The sequence below is a fragment of the Streptomyces sp. CA-181903 genome (genome assembly GCF_050937075.1).
GTDB lineage: Bacteria > Actinomycetota > Actinomycetes > Streptomycetales > Streptomycetaceae > Streptomyces.
This window is the reverse complement of the sequence record NZ_JBNJLY010000001.1, coordinates 705,834-725,835: the sequence shown is the minus strand read 5'-3', so window position 1 is coordinate 725,835 and position 20,002 is coordinate 705,834. Positions and strand designations below refer to the sequence as shown.

Genomic DNA, 20,002 nt, shown 5'->3' with positions numbered 1-20,002 from the left:
GTGCGCCGACCCCGCACCGGCCTCCGGGCCCGGCCTCGCCCGCCGCCTCGCCCCCTGCCCGTACCCGAACAGCGGCGCGAACTGGAGGAGTTGGTGCGGACCCACACGTCCGCCCTCCTCGGCGGCACCGGGCCCGGCGCCGCGGACGACCGCACCTTCCGCGAACTCGGCCTCGACTCGGCCGCCGGTGTCGTGCTCCGCAACCGGCTCCGGGACGCCACCGGACTCCCGCTGCCCACCGGCCTGCTCTACGACCACCCGACGCCCGCGGCCCTCGCCGAGCACCTGCGCGCGCTGCTGCTCGACCCGCGCCCCGGGCCCGTCACCGCCCGCCGGGCCGCCGGGCGTACGGCCGCCGACGAGCCCATCGCCGTCGTCGGGATCGGCTGCCGCTTCCCCGGAGGCGTCCGCACGCCCGAGGACCTGTGGCGGCTGGTCGCGGAAGGCCGGGAGACCCGCTCGGAGTTCCCCACCGGACGCGGCTGGGACCTCGGCTCCCTCCAGCACCCCGACCCGGACCGGCCCGGCACCACCTACGTCCGGCACGGATCGTTCCTGCACGACGCCGACCGCTTCGACGCCGACTTCTTCGGCATCAGTCCCCGCGAGGCGCTGGCCATGGAGCCGCAGCAGCGGCTGCTGCTGGAAACCGCCTGGGAGGCGTGCGAACGCGCCGGGATCGACCCGGCCGGGCTGCGCTCCTCCGCGACCGGCGTGTTCGTCGGCGCCATGCGGCAGGAGTACGGCCCCCGCCTGTACGAACCGGCCGAGGGCATCGAGGGCCACCTCCTCACCGGCACCGAGGGCAGCGTCCTCTCCGGGCGCCTGTCGTACGTGCTCGGCCTCGACGGGCCCGCCCTCACCGTGGACACCGCCTGCTCGTCGTCGCTGGTCGCCCTGCACCTCGCCTGCCAGTCCCTGCGGCGCGGCGAGTGCTCGCTCGCCCTGGCCGGCGGGGCGACGGTGATGTCGGCGCCCGGCCTGTTCGTCCAGTTCAGCAGGCAGCGCGGGCTGGCCCCCGACGGGCGGTGCAAGGCGTTCGCCGCGGCGGCGGACGGCACGGCGTGGGGCGAGGGTGTCGGACTCCTGCTGCTGGAACCCCTCTCCGAGGCGCGCCGCAACGGCCACCCCGTGCTCGCCGTCATCCGCGGCTCCGCCGTCAACCAGGACGGCGCCTCCAACGGCCTCACCGCGCCCAGCGGACGCGCCCAGCAGCGCGTCGTCCGGGAAGCCCTCGCCGACGCGGGACTGGCCGCCGACGAGGTCGACGCGGTCGAGGCGCACGGGACGGGGACGAAGCTCGGCGACCCGATCGAGGCGGAGGCGCTGCTCGCCACCTACGGCCAAGGACGCCCCGGTGACCGGCCGTTGTGGCTCGGCTCGCTCAAGTCCAACCTCGGGCACACCCAGGCGGCGGCCGGCGTCGCCGGCGTCATCAAGATGGTGATGGCCCTCCGGCACGGCGTCCTGCCGCGCACCCTGCACGTCGACGAGCCGTCGCCGGGCGTCGACTGGTCGACGGGCGCGGTGCGGGTGCTGACCGAGGAGCGGCCCTGGCCGGAGGGCGGCCGGCCGCGGCGCGCGGGCGTGTCGGGCTTCGGCATCAGTGGCACCAACGCCCACCTCATCGTCGAGCAGGCCCCGGAGGACGGGACGCCGGCGACCGCCGACTCCGGCCCGCGCGTCGTGCCGTGGGTCGTCTCCGCCCGTACCCCGGAGGCCCTGCGGGAGCAGGCCGGGCGCCTCGCGGCCGGCGCCCCGGACGACGAACCGGCGGCGGTCGGCTGGTCGCTGGCGGCCGGCCGGTCGGCGTTCGCGCACCGCGCGGTGGTCGTCGGCGACAGCCGTGACGAACTGCTGCGCGGCCTGGAGGCCGTCGCCCGGGGCGAGGAGGTCCCCGAGGCCGTCACCGGCACGGCCGCGCCGCTCGCCGGGGCCGTGTTCGTGTTCCCCGGACAGGGCTCGCAGTGGGCCGGCATGGCCGTCGAACTCCTCGACGGCAGCGCGGAGTTCGCCGACGGGATCGCCGCCTGTGAACGCGCGCTCGATCCGTTCGTCGACTGGTCGCTGACCGACGTGCTGCGGCAGCGGCCCGGAGCCCCCGGCCTCGACCGGGTGGACGTCGTCCAGCCCGTTCTGTGGGCGGTCATGGTCTCGCTGGCCGGGATGTGGCGGTCGGCGGGCGTGGAGCCGGTCGCCGTCGTCGGGCACTCCCAGGGCGAGATCGCCGCCGCCTGCGTCGCCGGCGGCCTGTCCCTGGAGGACGGCGCCCGCGTCGTCGCCCTGCGCTCCCGGGTCATCCGCGAGGAACTGGCGGGCGACGGCGGCATGGTGGCCGTCTCCCTCGGTGCCGACGCCACCGCCGAGCTCATCGCCGCGTACGACGGGCGGGTGTCGGTGGCCGCCCTCAACGGGCCGGTATCGACCGTCGTCTCCGGCGAACCCGCCGCCCTGGACGACCTGTCGGCCCGCTGCGAGGAGCGGGGGATCCGCGCGCGGCGCATCCCCGTCGACTACGCCTCCCACTCCGCCCAGGTCGAGCGCATCCGCGACCGGATCCTCGCCGACCTGGCGGACCTCCGGCCCCGCACCGGGACCGTCCCCTTCCACTCCACCGTCACCGGCGAGGTCACCGACACCGCCCGGCTCGACGCCGCGTACTGGTACACCAACCTGCGGACCACCGTGCGGTTCGCGCCCGTCGTCCGGGAACTCGCCGCGCGCGGCCGGCACGCGTTCGTCGAGTGCGGCCCGCACCCCGTCCTCACCGTGAGCGTCGAGGAGACCGCCGAGGAGGCCGGGCACCCGGCCGTCGTCACCGGCTCGCTGCGCCGGGACGAGGGCGGCCCGCGCCGCTTCCTCACCTCGCTCGCCGAGGCGTACACCCGCGGGCTGCCGGTGGACTGGGCCGGGCTGTTCCCCGAGCACGCCCGCCGCTTCACCCCCGGGCTGCCCACGTACCCGTTCCGCGGCGAGCGGTTCTGGGCCACCGCGCCCCGGCCCGCCGGCGACCTCCGGGAGGCCGGACTCGCCGACGCCGGTCACCCCCTGCTCGGCGCCGGCCTCGCCCTCGCGGGCGGCGACGAGACGGTCCTCACCGGCCGGCTCTCCCTCGCCGCCCACCCCTGGCTCGCCGACCACGCCGTCCGGGGCACCGTCCTGCTCCCCGGCACCGCCCTCGTGGAACTGGCCCTGCGGGCGGGTGCCGCCAGCGGCTGCGACTCCGTCGAGGAACTGACGCTGGAGGCTCCCCTGGTCCTCCCGGCGGACCCGGCGGACGCGGCGGTGACCGTCCAGATCAGGGCGGGAGAGCCGGACGAACACGGCCGTCGGCCCGTCACCGTCCACTCCCGTCCGGAGCCCGGTGCCTCCGGCGCACCCGACGAGACGGGAGAGGCGGGGGAGTCGGGGGAGGCGTGGACGCGCAACGCCACCGGCGTGCTCGCCCCCGCCGGGGAGCCTTCCGGCGCTGCCGGTCCGGCCGCCGACGGCACCGGGCAGCCGTGGAACCGCGACGGCGCCGGCGCTCCCGCCGCTGCCTCCCCGCGACACCCCGCCGGTACGCCCGACCCGGCCGCGGACGGCACCGGGGAGCCGAGGACTCGGGACGCCGCCGGCTCCCACGTCCCCGCGGGCCCCGCCCCGGCCCCCCTTCCCGCCGCCTGGCCGCCGCCCGGTGCCACCCCCGTCGACCTGGACGGCGCCTACGACCGGCTCGCCGCCATCGGGTTCGAGTACGGGCCCGTCTTCCAGGGACTGGCCGCCGCCTGGCGGCACGGCGACGAGCTCCTCGCCGAGGTCCGGCTCCCCGAGGACGCGCACGGGGACGCCGGCGCCTACGCCGTCCACCCCGCGCTCCTCGACGCCGCCCTGCACGCGAGCCTGCTCGACGGCACCGACGGTGTGCGGCTGCCCTTCGCCTGGACGGGCGTGACGGCGACCGCCGCCGGGGCCACCACGCTCCGCGTCCGCCTCTCCCGCACCGGGACCGACACCCTGTCCCTGGAGGCGACCGACGCCACCGGCCGCCCGGCCGCCCGCGTCGCCTCGCTGACCCTCCGGCCCGTCACCCCGGAGCAACTGCGCGCCGCCGCGCGGGGCACCCGCCCGCCGCTCCACGAACTCACCTGGACCGCCCTGCCCGACGCCGCGCCGGCCCCCGCCGCGCCCCTCGCCGTGGCCGGGCCCGGGGCCGACGCCCTCGCCGGCACCCTGACCGCCGCCGGCGCCCGTGCCACCGCCCACCCGGACCTCGCGGCCCTCACCCGGGCCGTCGCCGACGGCGCCCCGGCACCCCGCGTCGTCCTCGTCCCGCTGCTCCCCGCGCCCGGCGCGCCGGAGCGCGACGACGCCGCCGGGGTGGCGCGTACGGCCGGGCACCAGGCCCTGCACCTGGTGCGGTCCTGGCTGGCCGACGAGCGGTTCGCCGCCTCCCGCCTGGTCCTGCTCACCCGGGGCGCGGTCGCCACCGCCCCCGACGAGGACGTCCCCGATCTGGCGCACGCGCCCGTCTGGGGCCTGGTCCGCTCGGCGCAGACCGAGAACCCCGGCCGCCTCGCCCTGCTGGACACCGACGGCACCGGTCCGGCCGCCGCCCCGGCCCTGCTGCGTGCGCTGGCCGCCGACGACGAGCCCCAACTCGCCGTCCGCGCGGGCGGGATACGGGTGCCCCGGCTGGCGCGGGCCGTCGCGGCCGACGGCGCGCCCGGCTTCGGTGGCGGGGGCACCGTCCTCCTCACCGGCGGCACCGGCCTCCTCGGCGGGACGCTCGCCCGCCACCTGGTCACCGCCCACGGCGTCCGCGACCTGCTCCTCGTCAGCCGGCGCGGCCCCGACGCCGAAGGCGCCGCGGAACTCAGGGACCGACTGGCAGCGCTGGGCGCCCGGGTGACCGTGACGGCCTGCGACGCGGCCGACCGGGACGCCCTGGCCAAGGTCGTGGCCGCCGCCGAGCCGCCGCTGACCGCCGTCGTGCACCTCGCGGGCGTCCTGGACGACGGCGTCGTCGCCTCCCTGACACCCGACCGCCTGGACGCCGTCACCCGCCCCAAGGCGGACGCCGCCTGGCACCTCCACGAACTGACGAAGGATCAGAAGCTCGACGCCTTCGTGCTGTTCTCCTCCGCCGCGGGGCTCCTCGGCACCGCGGGGCAGGCCAACTACGCGGCCGCCAACACCTTCCTGGACGCCCTCGCCCACCACCGGCGCGCCCACGGCCTGCCCGCCCTCTCCCTCGCCTGGGGCCTGTGGGCGGAGGCGAGCGGCATGACCGGCCACCTGGACGACGCCGACGTCCGCCGGCTGAGCCGCGCCGGGCTGCTGCCCATGGCCGTCGACCAGGGCCTCGCCCTCTTCGACGCCGCCGTCGCGGCCGGCGGGGACGAGGGCCGCGCCCTGCTCGTGCCCGCCCGGCTGGACACCGCCGGCGCCCGGTCCCGGGCCGAGGTCCCCGTCCTGCTGCGCGGCCTCGTCCGGGCCCCCGCCCGGCGGCCCGCCGAGACGGTCCGGGAAGAGCTCCTGGAACAGCGGCTCGCCGGGCTCCCCGACGCCGAACGCGAACGCGTCCTCCTCGAACTCGTCCGCGGCCGGCTCGCCGACGTCCTCGGCCACGCCGCGCCGCACACCCTCGACCTCGACCGCGGCTTCCTGGAACTCGGCCTCGACTCCCTCACCGCCCTGGAGTTCCGCAACCGGCTCGGCGCCGCCGCCGGCCGCAGGCTGCCCCCCACCCTGATCTTCGACCACCCCACCCCGGCCGCGGTCGGCCGCTACCTGCACGCGGAACTCCGCCCGGCCGACGGCCCCGCCGACGGTACGCCCGAAACCCTGCCCGACGAGCGGGAGTTCCGCCGCGCCCTCGCGGCCGTCCCGCTGGACCGCTTCCGGAACGCCGGACTGCTGCCGGAGCTGCTGCGGCTCGCCGAGGCCGCCGGCGTGCCCGTCGGTGAAGCCGCCGACGCGTCCGACGGCGAGAGCGACACGGCCGACCTGGACAGCATGGACCTCCAGAGTCTCGTACGGGTGGCGCTCGGTGACAACTGACCTGCTGACGACCGACTTGCCGACCAACGACCTGCCGACGACCGACCCGGCGACAACCGACCGGCACGGAACCGACTTTCGGAGTGAGCTGTGACCGCATCCAGCGAAGAAGTCATCAAGGCGCTGAGGGTTTCCCTCAAGGAGGCGGAACAGCTCCGGCAGCAGAACCGCAAGCTGACCGAGGCGCAGTCCGAGCCCATCGCCATCGTCGGCATGGCCTGCCGCCTGCCCGGTGACGTCCGGTCCCCCGAGGACCTGTGGCGGCTCGTCGCCACCGGTACCGACGCCATCACCCCGTTCCCCGAGGACCGCGGCTGGGACGTCGACGCCCTCTACGACCCGGACCCCGACACGCCCGGCCACAGCTACGTCCGGGAGGGCGGCTTCGTCCACGACGCCGACCGCTTCGACGCCGACTTCTTCGGGATCAGCCCCCGCGAGGCCACGGCCATGCACCCGCAGCAGCGGCTGCTGCTGGAAACCGCCTGGGAGGCGTTCGAGCGGGCCGGCATCGACCCGTCGTCCGTCCGCGGCACGCGCACCGGCGTGTTCGCCGGCGTCATGCAGATGGACTACGCGTCCCGGCTGCGCAAGGCCCCCGAGGACCTCGAGGGCTACCTGATGACCGGCGGGCAGGGCAGCATCGTCTCCGGCCGCATCGCCTACACCCTCGGCCTCGAAGGCCCCGCCGTCACCGTCGACACCGCCTGCTCCTCCTCCCTGGTGGCCGCCCACCTCGCCTGCCAGTCCCTCCGGCGCCAGGAGTGCAGCCTCGCCCTGGCCGGCGGCGTCACGGTCATGGCCGACACCCTCGGCTTCGTCGAGTTCAGCCGGCAGCGCGCCCTCTCCCCGGACGGCCGCTGCCGCTCCTTCGCCGCCGGCGCGGAGGGCACCGGCTGGGCCGAGGGCGCCGGCGTCCTGCTCCTCGAACGCCTCTCCGACGCCCGCCGCAACGGCCACCGGATCCTCGCCGTCCTGCGCGGCTCCGCCGTCAACCAGGACGGCGGCAGCAGCGGCTTCTCCGCCCCCAACGGCCCCGCCCAGCAGCGCGTCATCCGCGACGCCCTGGCCGGAGCCCGGCTGAACCCGGCCGACGTGGACGCCGTGGAGGCACACGGGACGGGGACGAAGCTCGGCGACCCGATCGAGGCGCAGGCGCTCCTCGCCACGTACGGCAAGGGGCGTGCGGCGGACCGGCCGCTGTGGCTCGGCTCGCTCAAGTCCAACCTCGGCCACACCCAGGCCGCCGCGGGCGTGGCCGGCGTCATCAAGATGGTGATGGCGCTGCGCAACGGCGTCCTCCCGCGCACCCTCCACGTCGACGCGCCCACCCCGCACGTCGACTGGGACGCCGGCGGCGTCGCGCTGCTCACCGAGGAGCGCGACTGGCCCGAGGCCGGCCGGCCGCGCCGCGCCGCCGTCTCCTCCTTCGGCATCAGCGGCACCAACGCCCACGTCATCATCGAACAGGCCCCCGCCGACGGCACCGACGAACCCACCGGCGCCGGCGCGGTGGCCGACGGCTCCGGCGTCCTGCCATGGCTGCTCTCCGCCCGTACGCCCGAGGCTCTCCGCGAACAGGCGGCCCGGCTGCGTACGGACGTCACCGGGCACGCCGAGTGGCCCGCCGGCGAGGTCGGCTGGACGCTCGCCACCGGGCGCGCCGCCCTCGAACAGCGGGCCGTTGTCATCGGCGGCGACCGCGAGGAACTCCTCACCGGCCTCACCGCCCTCACCACCGGCGACACCGCCCCCACCCTGGTGACCGGGGCGACCGGCGGCGGCTCCCTCGGCCGGCCCGTCTTCGTCTTCCCCGGCCAGGGCTCGCAGTGGCTCGGCATGGCCGTCGAACTCCTGGGCTCCAGCGAGGTGTTCGCCGGACGGATGGCCGACTGCGAGCGGGCGCTCGCACCGTTCGTCGAGTGGTCGCTCGTGGACGTCCTGCGGGGCGCGGAGGGCGCCCCCGGGCTCGACCGGGTGGACGTCGTGCAGCCGGCGCTGTGGGCGGTGATGGTGTCGCTCGCCGAACTGTGGCGGTCCGTGGGCGTGGAACCCGCCGCCGTGGTGGGGCATTCGCAGGGGGAGATCGCGGCCGCGTGTGTGGCGGGTGGTCTGTCGCTGGAGGACGGCGCGCGTGTCGTCGCTCTGCGGTCGCGGGCGCTGTTGGAGATCGCGGGGGAGGGCGGGATGGTGTCCGTCGCGCTGCCCGCCGCCGAGGCGGAGGCGCTGGTCGCGGCGTGGGACGGCCGCATATCCGTCGCCGCCCTCAACGGTCCCCGCTCCACGGTCGTCTGTGGGGACGCGGGCGCGCTGGACGAGCTCATGGCCCACTGCGAGGCCGATGAGGTCCGGGCCCGGCGGGTGCCGGTCGACTACGCGTCGCACTCGGCGCACGTCGAGCGCATCCGGGAGCGCATCCGACAGGAACTCGCGGACGTCCGGCCGCGCTCGGGCTCGGTGCCCTTCCACTCCACCCTGACCGGTGAGGTGTTCGACACGGCCGGGCTGGACGCGGACTACTGGTACCGCAACCTGCGCAACACCGTCCGCTTCCAGTCCGTGGTCGAGGGGCTGCTGACCGCCGGCCACCGGGCGTTCGTCGAGTGCAGCGCCCACCCCGTCCTGACCGTCGGGGTCGAGGAGACCGCGCAGGAGGCGGACGTCCCGGTCGTGGCCGTCGGCTCGCTGCGCCGGGACGAGGGCGACTGGCGGCGCTTCCTGACCTCCATGGCCGAGGCGTACACCCAGGGCCTCGCCGTCGACTGGCCCTCGCTCTTCTCGGGCGGCGCCCGCCGCCTCGTCGACCTGCCCACCTACGCCTTCCAGCACCGCCGTTACTGGCTGGAGGAGACCGCGCCGGAGGAGGCCGGGTCCGCCGACGGGCCGGAGGCCGGCTTCTGGAGCGCGGTCGAGGACGGGGACGCCGACGCGCTCGCCGCCGCCCTGCGGGTGGAGGACGACGAGCAGCGCACCTCCGTGGCCTCCCTCCTCCCGGTCCTGTCCTCCTGGCGGCGGCGCAGCCGCGAGCGCGACGCCGTGGACGGCTGGCGCTACCGGATCGGCTGGAAGCCCGTCGGCACCGCCGGCACCGGACCGTCCGGCACCTGGCTCGTGGTCCTGCCCGAGGGGCTCGGGGACGACCCGTGGCCGGCGGCGGTCGTGAACGCCCTGACGGCCCGCGGCGTCTCCGTCGTCACCGTCTCGCCGCCCGCGGCGGACGCCGGCCGGGAGTCCCTCGCCGAGTCCGTCCGTACCGCCCTGGCGGGCGCGGAACCGGCGGGCGTGCTGTCCTTCCTCGCGCTGGACACCCGGCCGTGGGACGGCCGCCCCGACACCGGCACCGGCGTCTTCCTGACGCTCGGCCTGGTCCAGGCCCTGGGCGACGCCGGCGTGACGGCACCCCTGTGGTGCGCCACGCGGGGCGCGGTCGCCACCGGCCCGTCCGAACCGCCCGCGGATCCGGTCCAGGCCCAGGTCTGGGGCCTCGGCCGGGTCGTCGCGGTGGAGCACTCCGAGCGCTGGGGCGGCCTGCTGGACCTGCCCGGCGACACGGGCCCGGACGACCGGACGCTCGCCCGGCTCTGCGCGGCGCTGGCGGGCGCCGGCGAAGCGGGCGATGGGCCCGCCGAAGGCTCCGAGGACCAGCTCGCCGTCCGCCCCGCCGGCCTGTTCGCCCGGCGGATGCTCTCCGCGCCGCTGGGCGACGCCCGGCCGGCCCGGGACTGGAAGCCGCGCGGCACCGTCCTGGTGACCGGCGGCACCGGGGTCCTCGGCCGACGGCTCGCCCAGTGGCTGGCCGCTTCCGGGGCCGAGCACCTCGTCCTCGTCAGCCGACGCGGGGCCGACGCCCCCGGCGCCCGCGAACTCCGCGACGAGCTCGCGGCGTCGGGCACCGACGTCACCCTGGCCGCCTGCGACCTCGCCGACCGCGACGCCGTCGCCGCCCTGCTCGCCGGGCTCGCGGAGGACGGCCGCACCGTCCGTACCGTGCTGCACACGGCCGCGCACATCGAGCTGGACCGCGTCGACACCACCCCCTACGACGCCCTCGCCGACGCCGTCGGCGCCAAGATGGCCGGCGCCCGGCACCTGGCCGACCTCCTCGACCCGGCCGAGCTCGACGCCTTCGTCATGTTCTCGTCGATCGCCAGCGTCTGGGGCAGCGGCGAGCACGCCGCCTACGCCGCCGCCAACGCCGCCCTCGACGCGTTCGCCGAACACGGCAAGGCCCGCGGCCTCCCGCTGACCACCGTGGCCTGGGGCGTCTGGGAGGACGCCGTGCGCACCTGGGAGGACCACGGCCTGGACGTGGCCGACCGGCGCCGCCGCGTCCGCGAGCAGGGCCTGCCCCTGATGCGCACCGACCTCGCCCTCGCCGCCCTCCGGCAGGTCCTCGACCACCGCGACACCTTCATCGCGGTCGCCGACATCGACTGGGACCGCTTCGTCCCCCTCTTCACCTCGGCCCGCCCCAGCGCCCTGCTGCGCGACCTGCCGCAGGCCCGCCCGGCCAAGGACGACGGGAAGACCCCCGCCGCGCCCGCCGGCGAGGGCGCCGAACTGCGCGGCCGCCTCGCCGGGTTGTCCCCTGCCGACCGCCGGCGCGCCCTCCTCGACCTCGTCAGGACGCACGCCGTGGCCGTCCTGGGCCACTCGGCGCCCGACGCCATCGGCGCCGAACGCGCCTTCAAGGAGCTCGGGTTCGAGTCGCTGACGGCCGTCGGACTGCGCAACCGGCTGGCCTCCGCCACCGGGCTACGGCTCCCCGCCACCCTCGTCTTCGACTACCCGACCCCCCTCGCCCTCGCCGGGCACCTCGCCGAACTGATCACCGGCGACACCCCGGCGCCCGCCGCACCCGCGGCCCCGGCCCCCGCCCTCCCGGCGGCCGACGACGACCCGATCGCGATCGTCGGCATGGCCTGCCGCTTCCCCGGCGGCGTCGAGACCCCCGAGGACCTCTGGCGGCTCGTCGCCACCGGCGGCGACGCCGTGTCCGGCTTCCCCACCGACCGCGGCTGGCGCCTCGACGACCTCTACGACCCCGACCCCGACCGGCTCGGCACCAGCTACGTCCGCGAGGGCGGCTTCGTCCACGACGCCGACCGCTTCGACGCCGGCTTCTTCGGCATCAGCCCCCGCGAGGCCCTGGCCATGGACCCGCAGCAGCGGCTGCTGCTGGAGACCGCCTGGGAGGCGTTCGAACGGGCCGGCATCGGCCGCGAGGCCCTGCGCTCCAGCGCCACCGGCTCGTTCATCGGCGCCATGACCAACGGCTACGGGCCGCGCCCCCAGGACGCGCCGCGCGAGATCGGCGACTACGTGGTGACGGGCAGCGTCACCAGCGTCGTCTCCGGCCGCCTCGCCTACGCGTTCGGCCTGGAGGGCCCGGCGGTCACCGTCGAGACGGCCTGCTCGTCGTCGCTCGTCGCCCTGCACCTCGCCTGCCAGGCCCTCCGCGCCGGCGACTGCTCCATGGCGCTCGCAGGCGGCAGCGTCGTCATGCCCACCCCGGACGCGTTCGTCGGCTTCAGCCGGCTCCGCGGGCTGGCGCGGGACGGCCGCTGCAAGGCATTCTCCGACGACGCCGACGGCTTCGGCCTCTCCGAGGGAGCCGGCGTCGTCCTGCTCGAACGCCTCTCCGAGGCCCGCCGCAACGGCCACCAAGTGCTCGCCGTCGTCCGCGGCTCCGCCGTCAACCAGGACGGCGCCTCCAACGGCCTCGCCGCCCCCAACGGCCCCTCCCAGCAGCGCGTCATCCGCGAGGCCCTGGCCAACGCCCGGGTGGCGGCGGCCGACGTCGACACGGTCGAGGCACACGGCACGGGCACCAAGCTCGGCGACCCGATCGAGGCACAGGCGCTCCTCGCCACCTACGGCCAGGACCGGCCCACCGACCGGCCGCTCTGGCTCGGCACGGTGAAGTCCAACATCGGCCACACCCAGGCCGCCGCCGGCGTCGCGGGCGTCATCAAGACCGTGCTGGCGCTGCGGCACGGCGTCCTCCCGCGGACCCTGCACGTCAGCCGGCTGTCCAGCCACATCGACTGGTCGGCGGGCGGCGTCGAGGTGCTGACCGAGCAGCGCGCCTGGCCGGACACGCATGGCCGGCCGCGCCGCGCCGGCGTCTCCGCCTTCGGCATCAGCGGCACCAACGCCCACGTCATCCTGGAGCAGGCGCCTGAAGAGGAGCCCGCCACCGCTCCCGAGAGCGCAACGGGCGTCCTGCCCTGGGTCGTCTCCGCCCGCTCGCCGCAGGCCCTCCGGGCCCAGGCCGCGCGGCTCGCCGACGCCGTCGAGGACGCCGACCCGGGCCGGGTGGGGTGGACGCTGGCGGCGGGACGGTCGGCGTTCGAGCACCGGGCGGTGATCGTCGGCGACGGGCTCGACGAACTGCGCGACGGACTGCGGGCGTTGGCTTCCGACGAGTCCGCTCCCGGTGTCGTGTGCGGGGTGGCCTCGGGTGAGGTCGAGGGTCCGGTGTTCGTGTTCCCGGGGCAGGGGTCGCAGTGGGCCGGGATGGCCGTCGAACTGCTCGACACCTCGCAGGAGTTCGCCGAGCGCATCGCCGACTGCGAGCGGGCGTTGGACCCATACGTGGAGTGGTCGCTGACCGCCGTACTGCGGCAGGCGCCGGGGGCTCCGGGGTTGGAGCGTGTCGATGTCGTGCAGCCGGTGTTGTGGGCGGTGATGGTGTCGCTGGCCGCGCTGTGGCGGTCGGCGGGTGTCGAGCCCGTCGCCGTGGTCGGCCACTCGCAGGGGGAGATCGCGGCCGCGTGTGTCGCGGGCGGCCTGTCGCTCGAGGACGGTGCCCGCGTCGTCGCGCTGCGCTCCCGCGCGCTGTTGGAGATCGCGGGGGAGGGCGGGATGGTGTCCGTCGCGCTGCCCGCCGCCGAGACCGAGGGGCTGCTGGAGTCGTGGGGCGGGCGAATATCCGTCGCCGCCCTCAACGGCCCGCGCTCGACAGTGGTGTCCGGTGAGGCCGGTGCGCTGGAGGAGTTGCTGGCGCACTGCGAGGCCCAGGAGACCCGGGCGCGGCGGGTGCCGGTGGACTACGCCTCGCACTCCGCTCACGTGGAGCGCATCCGGGAGCGGATCCACCAGGAGCTGGCGGGCATCAGCCCCCGTTCCGGGTCGGTGCCCTTCCACTCCACCCTCACCGGTGAGGTCTTCGACACGGCCGGGCTGGACGCGGATTACTGGTACCGCAACCTGCGTAACACCGTTCGCTTCCAGTCGGTGATCGGCGATCTGCTGGCCGCCGGGCACCGGGCGTTCGTCGAGTGCAGCGCTCACCCCGTCCTGACCGTGGGGGTCGAGGAGACCGCGCAGGACGCCGACGTCCCCGCTGTGGTCGTCGGCTCTCTCCGCCGGGACGAGGGCGGCCGGCGGCGTTTCCTGACCTCTCTGGCCGAGGCGTACACCCGGGGCGTGGCGGCCGACTGGACCACCGCCTTCCCCGCCGCCGCCCGCCACCGCGTCGACCTCCCCACCTACGCCTTCCAGCGCGAGCGGTTCTGGGTCGACGCCCCGCGTCCCTCCGCGGACGTCGGGCAGGCCGGGCTGGCCGACGCCGGGCACCCGCTGCTCGGTGCGGGCGTGGCCCTCGCCGGGGGCGAAGGGCTGCTGTTCACCGGCCGGTTGTCGACGGAGAGCCACCCGTGGCTCGCCGACCACGCCGTCTGGGGCACGGTCCTGCTGCCCGGCACCGCGCTGGTCGAACTCGCGGCGTACGCGGGCGACCAGGCCGGCTGCGGCACCCTGGAGGAACTGACCCTCCAGGCGCCGCTCGTCCTGCCCGAGACCGGCGCGGTCGACGTACAGGTACGGCTCGGCGCGCCCGACGCGGACGGACGGCGGCCGGTCGGCATCAACTCCCGACTCGTCACGTCGGCACGGGAGTTCACCGACGACGGCTGGGTGTGCCACGCCACCGGCACGCTCGGCACCGCCCCCGCGGCGGAGCCGGCCGCCCCCGCCGCCGGCGCCTGGCCGCCCGCCGCGGCGATCCCCGTGGACCTCGACGGGCTCTACGAGCGCCTGGCCGGCGACGGGTTCGGCTACGGCCCGGCCTTCCAGGGGCTGCGCGCGGCGTGGCGGACCGAGGACGCCTTCCTCGCCGAGGTCCGGCTCGCCCCCGAACAGCAGGCCGACGCCGCCCGGTTCGGCGTCCACCCGGCGCTGCTCGACGCGGCCCTGCACACCACCCTGCTGGACGGGGTGGACCAGGTGCGGCTGCCGTTCGCCTGGACCGGCGTCGAGGTGCACGCCACCGGCGCGACGGCGCTGCGCGTCCGGCTCGCCCGGACCGGCCCGGACACGGTGTCGCTGACCACGACCGACACCACCGGCCGGCCGGTGGCCTCCGTCGCGTCGCTCGCCGTCCGGCCCGTCCGGCCCGAGCAGCTGCGGAACGCGGCGACGGGCGTACGGGACGCGCTGTTCCGCCTCGACTGGACCGAGCGGGCCGAGAAGGGTGGGGCACAGGGCGGCACCTGGGCCGTGCTGGGCTCGTCGCCCGAGGCCGACGCCCTCGCGGCGGCCCTGACGGACTCGGGCACCTCCGTCACCGCCCACGCCGACGCCGCGTCCCTGCTCGCCGAAGCGGCCCCGGACGTCCTGCTGCTCCCCTGGACGGAAGCGGGCGCCGACCCGGCCGCCGCCGCCCACACCGCCGTCCACCGCGCCCTGGCCGTCCTTCAGGACTGCCTCGCCGCCCCCGCCCTGGAGAACACCCGGGTGGTGTGGGTGACGCGCGGCGCGGTGAGCGTCGTCGAAGATGAGGACGTCACCGATCTGGCGGCCGCCGCCGTGCACGGCGCGCTGCGGTCCGCGCGGGTGGAGCACCCGGGCCGGTTCGCCGCCGTGGACCTCGACGGGGAATCCGCGTCCGTACGCGCCCTGCCGACGGTGCCGTTCGCCGACGAACCGTGGACGGCCGTCCGGGCGGGCCGGGTGCTCGTCCCCGGCTGGCCCGCGCGGGAGCACCCGGCGGCGCGGAGACCGTCGTACCCGGCGACGGGACCGTGCTGATCACCGGCGGCACGGGCACGCTGGGCGGTCTGCTGGCCCGGCACCTGGTGACCGTCCACGGCGTACGGAACCTGCTGCTGGCCGGCCGGCGCGGGCCGGACGCGCCCGGTGCCGCCGAACTGGTCGCCGAACTCGACGCGTTGGGAGCCCGGGTGACGGTCGTGGCCTGCGACGTCGCCGACCGGGACGCGCTGGCGCGGGTCGTCGCCGCGGCCGAACCGCCGCTGACCGGCGTCGTCCACGCGGCCGGCGTCCTGGACGACGGCGTCGTCACCGCCCTGACCCCGGAGCGGGTGGACGCGGTCCTGCGGCCGAAGGCCGACGCGGCCTGGCACCTGCACGAGCTGACGCGGGACGCGGGACTGTCGATGTTCGTCCTGTTCTCCGGCGCCGGCAGCACCCTCGGCAACGGCGGGCAGGCCAACTACGGTGCCGCCAACGCCTTCCTGGACGGCCTGGCCGCCCACCGGCGGGCGCTCGGCCTGCCGGCCGTGTCGATGGCCTGGGGCCACTGGGCCGACACCAGCGCCATGACCGGCGCGATGGACGACGCGGACCGGGCCAGGATGCGGCGCTCCGGCGTCCTGCCGCTGTCCGCCGCCGAGGGGCTCGCCCTGTTCGACGCGGCCCTCGGGCAGGACCGGGCGTTCGTCCTCCCGGCCCGCCTCGACCTCGCCGCCCTCCGGACCGGCACCCCGCCGCCGCTGCTGCGGTCGCTCGCGGCACCCGCCGGGCGCCGGGCGGTGACCGCCGAACCGGCCGCCGCCGAGGCCGGGTTCGCCGCCCGGCTGGCGGCACTGCCGCCGGCCGAGCGCGGGAGCGTCCTGCTCGACCTGGTCCGCGCCCATGTGGCGACCGTCCTCGGCTACGGCTCGCCGGACGAGGTCGACACCGGCCGGGGTTTCCTCGAAGCGGGCTTCGACTCGCTGCGCGCCGTCGAACTGCGCAACCGGCTCGCCGCCGCCACCGGACTGCGGCTGCCGGCCACGCTCACCTTCGACCACCCCAGCCCGGACGCGCTCGCCCGGCACCTGCGGTCCCGGCTGGTGACGGACGAACAGGCGCCGCCCGCACCCGGGTTCGCGGAACTCGACGGGCTGGAGGCCGCCGTCCGGTCGCTGCCGGCCGGCGACCCCGGGCGCGCCGGAATCGCCGCCCGGCTGCGCGACCTGCTGACCGAGCTGAAGAACGACGCGGAGCCCGACGCCGGGGACGACGACGCGGTGACCGCGGCGACCCTCGACGAGCTCCTCGACATCGTCGACGACGAACTGCGCAGGTCCTGACCGCCGGGGCGGGACGTCCCGCCCCGGCACCCGGGAACTGTTCGTGCCAGAGAAGGGCCACAAGCGACATGACCAGTGACGAAAAGGTTCTCGACTACCTCAAGCGCCTGACCGTCGACCTGCGCAGGACCCGGCAGCGGCTGCACGAGGCCGAGGCCGGCGCCCGCGAGCCGATCGCCGTCGTCGGCATGGCCTGCCGCTACCCCGGCGGCGTCCGCTCGCCCGAGGACCTCTGGGAACTGGTCGCGGCCGGCACGGACGCGATCACCCCCCTGCCCGCCGACCGGGGCTGGGACCCGGAGCTGTACGACCCGGACCCGGCCCGGCACGGCCGGGTGTACGTCCGCGAGGGCGGCTTCCTGGACGGCGCCGACCGGTTCGACGCCGGCTTCTTCGGCATCAGCGGACGCGAGGCGCTGGCCATGGACCCGCAGCAGCGGCTGCTGCTGGAGACGTCCTGGGAAGCCCTGGAGCGCGCCGGCATCGACCCGGCCGGGCTCGCCGGGAGCCGCACCGGCGTCTTCGCCGGCGTGATCTACCAGGACTACGCGTCCCGACTGCGGCGCGTACCGCCCGAGTTCGAGGGATACATCGGCAACGGCAGCGCCGCGAGCGTCGCCTCCGGCCGGGTCGCCTACACCCTCGGCCTGGAGGGCCCGGCCGTCACCGTCGACACCGCCTGCTCGTCGTCGCTGGTCGCCCTGCACCTCGCCTGCCAGTCGCTGCGACTCGGCGAGAGCACCACCGCGCTGGCGGGCGGCGTCACCGTCATGGCCTCCCCGATGGCGCTCGTCGAGTTCAGCCGGCAGCGCGGGCTCGCCCCCGACGCCCGCTGCAAGGCGTTCGCCGCCGGCGCCGACGGCACCGCCCTCGGCGAGGGCGCCGGCATGCTCGTCCTCGAACGCCTCTCGGACGCCCGCCGTAACGGCCACCCCGTCCTCGCCGTCATCCGCGGCAGCGCCGTCAACCAGGACGGCGCCAGCAGCGGCCTCACCGCTCCCAGCGGCCCGGCCCAGCAGCGTGTCATCCGCGACGCCCTCACCAACGCGCGGATCGCGGCGGCCGACGTGGACGCGGTGGAGGCCCACGGCACCGGCACCACCCTCGGCGACCCCATCGAGGCCCAGGCCCTGCTGGAGACGTACGGCCAGGACCGGCCGGACGACCGGCCCGTGCGGGTCGGCTCGGTGAAGTCCAACATCGGGCACGCGCAGGCCGCGGCGGGCGTCGCCGGCGTCATCAAGATGGTGATGGCGCTGCGGAACGGCGTCCTCCCGCGCACCCTGCACGTCGACGAGCCGTCCCCGCACATCGACTGGTCGGCCGGCGCCCTCGCCCTGCTCACCGAGCCGGCGCCGTGGCCGGCGTCGGAGCGGCCCAGGCGGGCGGGCGTGTCGTCGTTCGGCGTGAGCGGGACGAACGCGCACGTGGTGCTGGAGGAGGCGACTGCGGCGTCGGCGCCCTCCGGCGAGGCCGCGCCGTCCGGTAAGGCCGGGGCCGAGGACACGGAGGCGGCCGCCGACGGCCTCACCTCCGACGAGGCCGTACCGTCTGTGGTGTCGGCCGTCCCCTGGGCCCTGTCCGCCAAGACCCCGGAAGCCCTCCGCGACCAGGCCGCACGCCTCCTCGCCCACCTCGACGCCCACCCCGACGAGACGGCCACCGACATCGGCGCGGCCCTCGCCCGCGGCCGCTCGGCCTTCGAGCACCGGGCCGTGGCCGTCGGCGCGGACCGCGACGAACTCCGCGCGGCTGTAGCCGCGTTGGCCGCCGGGGAGCCCGCTCCCGGAACGGCGACGGGCGAGGCGCGCGGCGCGACCAAGGTCGCCTTCCTCTTCCCGGACGAGGGTGTCGGCAGCGGAGGCGCGGTACGCCGCCTGGTGGACGAGTCCCCGGTGTTCGCCCGGCACTTGGCGGAGTGCGCCGGTGCGCTCGCCACCGTCACCGGGCGGGCCGAGGTGGACGTACTGCGAGAACTGAACGGTACGATCCGCGCTCTGTCGGCGGCCGACGGGCCGGCCGGGGGCGGCGCGGACCTTCCGGCGGCGGAGGGCGGCGGGGACCGGCCGTCCGGTGCGCTCGGGGAGTCGGACGTGACGGGCGCGACCGCCGGTGCGGGCGGAAGTGCGGAGACGGAACACACGTCCGGTCCCGCCGACGCCACCGCCAAGCCCGGTGCCACCGACGGCTCCGGCGCCCGCACCGCCCGCTGGGCCGTCGCCGCCTCCCTCGCCGCGCTCTGGCGGCACCACGGCGTCCGGCCGTCGGCGGTCGTCGGTGACGGGGTCGGCGAGATCGCGGCGGCCTGTGCGGCGGGGGTGCTGTCGCTGGAGGACGGGGCCCGTGCGGTGCTCGGTGGCGCCGCCGACGCGCTGTCGCTTCGTCCGGCCGAGGCGCCGTTCCGTACGACGTCCGGCGGCGACGACTGGCGCCCCGACGCCGGCCGGTCACCGCGCGGACTCGCCTCCGCCGTCCGTGAGTCGGCCGGGCGCGGGCGGACGGTGTTCGTCGTCATGGGGACGGACCGCGGCGCCCTCGCCGAAGCCGCCGGGGCGGACTCGTTCGTCGTCCCCGCGCTGGGCGCGGACGGCGGCGCCCGGGGGCTGCTGGCCTCGCTCGCCGAGGTGCACGTCCGCGCCGCCGCCGTGGACTGGTCCGCCGCCCTGCCGGCCGCCGGCCTCCGCCGCGTCGACCTGCCGACGTACCCGTTCCAGCGCCGCCGCTACTGGCTCGACGACGCCCCGGCCGCCGGGGACGTCGCCTCCGCCGGACTCGGCGCCGTCGACCACCCGCTGCTGGCCGCAGCCGTCGAACTGCCTGACGGGGACGGGATGTTGTACTCCGGCCGGCTGTCCGCCCGGACGCACCCGTGGCTCGCCGACCACACCGTCCTCGGCCGCACGCTGCTGCCCGGCACGGCCTGCCTGGAGCTCGCGCTGTGGGCCGCCGACCGGGCGGGCTGCGGCCTGGTCGAGGAACTGACCCTGCACGCCCCGCTCGCCGTCGGGGACACCGGCGTCCGCGTCCGGCTGTCCGTCACCGGCCCGGACGCGTCCGGCCGCCGCCGCCTCACCCTCGACGCGTGCGCCGACGGCGCCGACTGGACGCGCCACGCGAGCGGCACCCTGGCCGAGGGCGCGCCGCGGCCTGGGTACGACCTGATGGACCCGGCCCCGGAGACCGCCACCGCGACGGACGTCACCGCCTTCTACGAGCGGGCCGCCGCACGCGGTTACGCCTACGGGCCCGCCTTCCGCGGCCTGCGGTCCCTCCGCCGGCTCGGGGACGAGGTCTTCGCCGAGGCCGCCCTCGACCGCGACCGGCAGGCCGAGGCCACCCGCTACCGCCTCCACCCGGCCCTCGCCGACGCCGCCCTGCAGGCCCTCGGCGTACTCGTAGAGGAAAACGACCCGGCTCAACTCCCCTTCGCCTGGCGGAACGTGGCCGTGCACACCCCCGGCGCGGGCGCCCTGCGCGTCCACCTCACCCGCACCGGTCCCGACACCGTCACCCTGGCCCTCGCCGACCCGGCCGGCACCCCCGTCGCCTCGGCGGGCGCGGTCGTCCTGAGGACCGTCCGGGACGGGCAGGCCGCCACCGGCTCGCAGCCCGAGGCGGGCGAGCGGGCAGCGCGGGACGGG

The 20,002-nt window shown here is 77.0% G+C and carries 2 protein-coding genes and 3 pseudogenes; all 5 read left to right on the top strand.

Features of this window, described 5'->3' with window-relative positions; translation table 11 throughout:
* Positions 1-69 precede the first annotated feature (69 nt).
* Positions 70-6,042 (top strand): annotated as a pseudogene (locus ACQEVS_RS03110) (type I polyketide synthase); the annotation flags it as partial.
* A gap of 90 nt (positions 6,043-6,132) precedes the next feature.
* On the top strand, positions 6,133-15,075 hold the full coding sequence (locus ACQEVS_RS03105) for a type I polyketide synthase (protein ID WP_433014835.1): 8,943 nt from the start codon (positions 6,133-6,135) through the stop codon (positions 15,073-15,075).
* Positions 14,973-16,361 carry a type I polyketide synthase gene (locus ACQEVS_RS03100; protein WP_433014832.1) on the top strand — a complete coding sequence of 463 codons (1,389 nt, stop codon included), beginning with the start codon at positions 14,973-14,975 and terminating at the stop codon, positions 16,359-16,361. The genes ACQEVS_RS03105 and ACQEVS_RS03100 overlap by 103 nt, the downstream gene beginning before the upstream one ends.
* Positions 16,358-18,691 (top strand): annotated as a pseudogene (locus tag ACQEVS_RS03095) (type I polyketide synthase); the annotation flags it as partial. The gene ACQEVS_RS03100 and the pseudogene ACQEVS_RS03095, both read left to right, overlap by 4 nt.
* A gap of 183 nt (positions 18,692-18,874) precedes the next feature.
* Positions 18,875-19,891, top strand: a pseudogene (locus tag ACQEVS_RS03090) (polyketide synthase dehydratase domain-containing protein); the annotation flags it as partial.
* Positions 19,892-20,002: the final 111 nt, after the last annotated feature.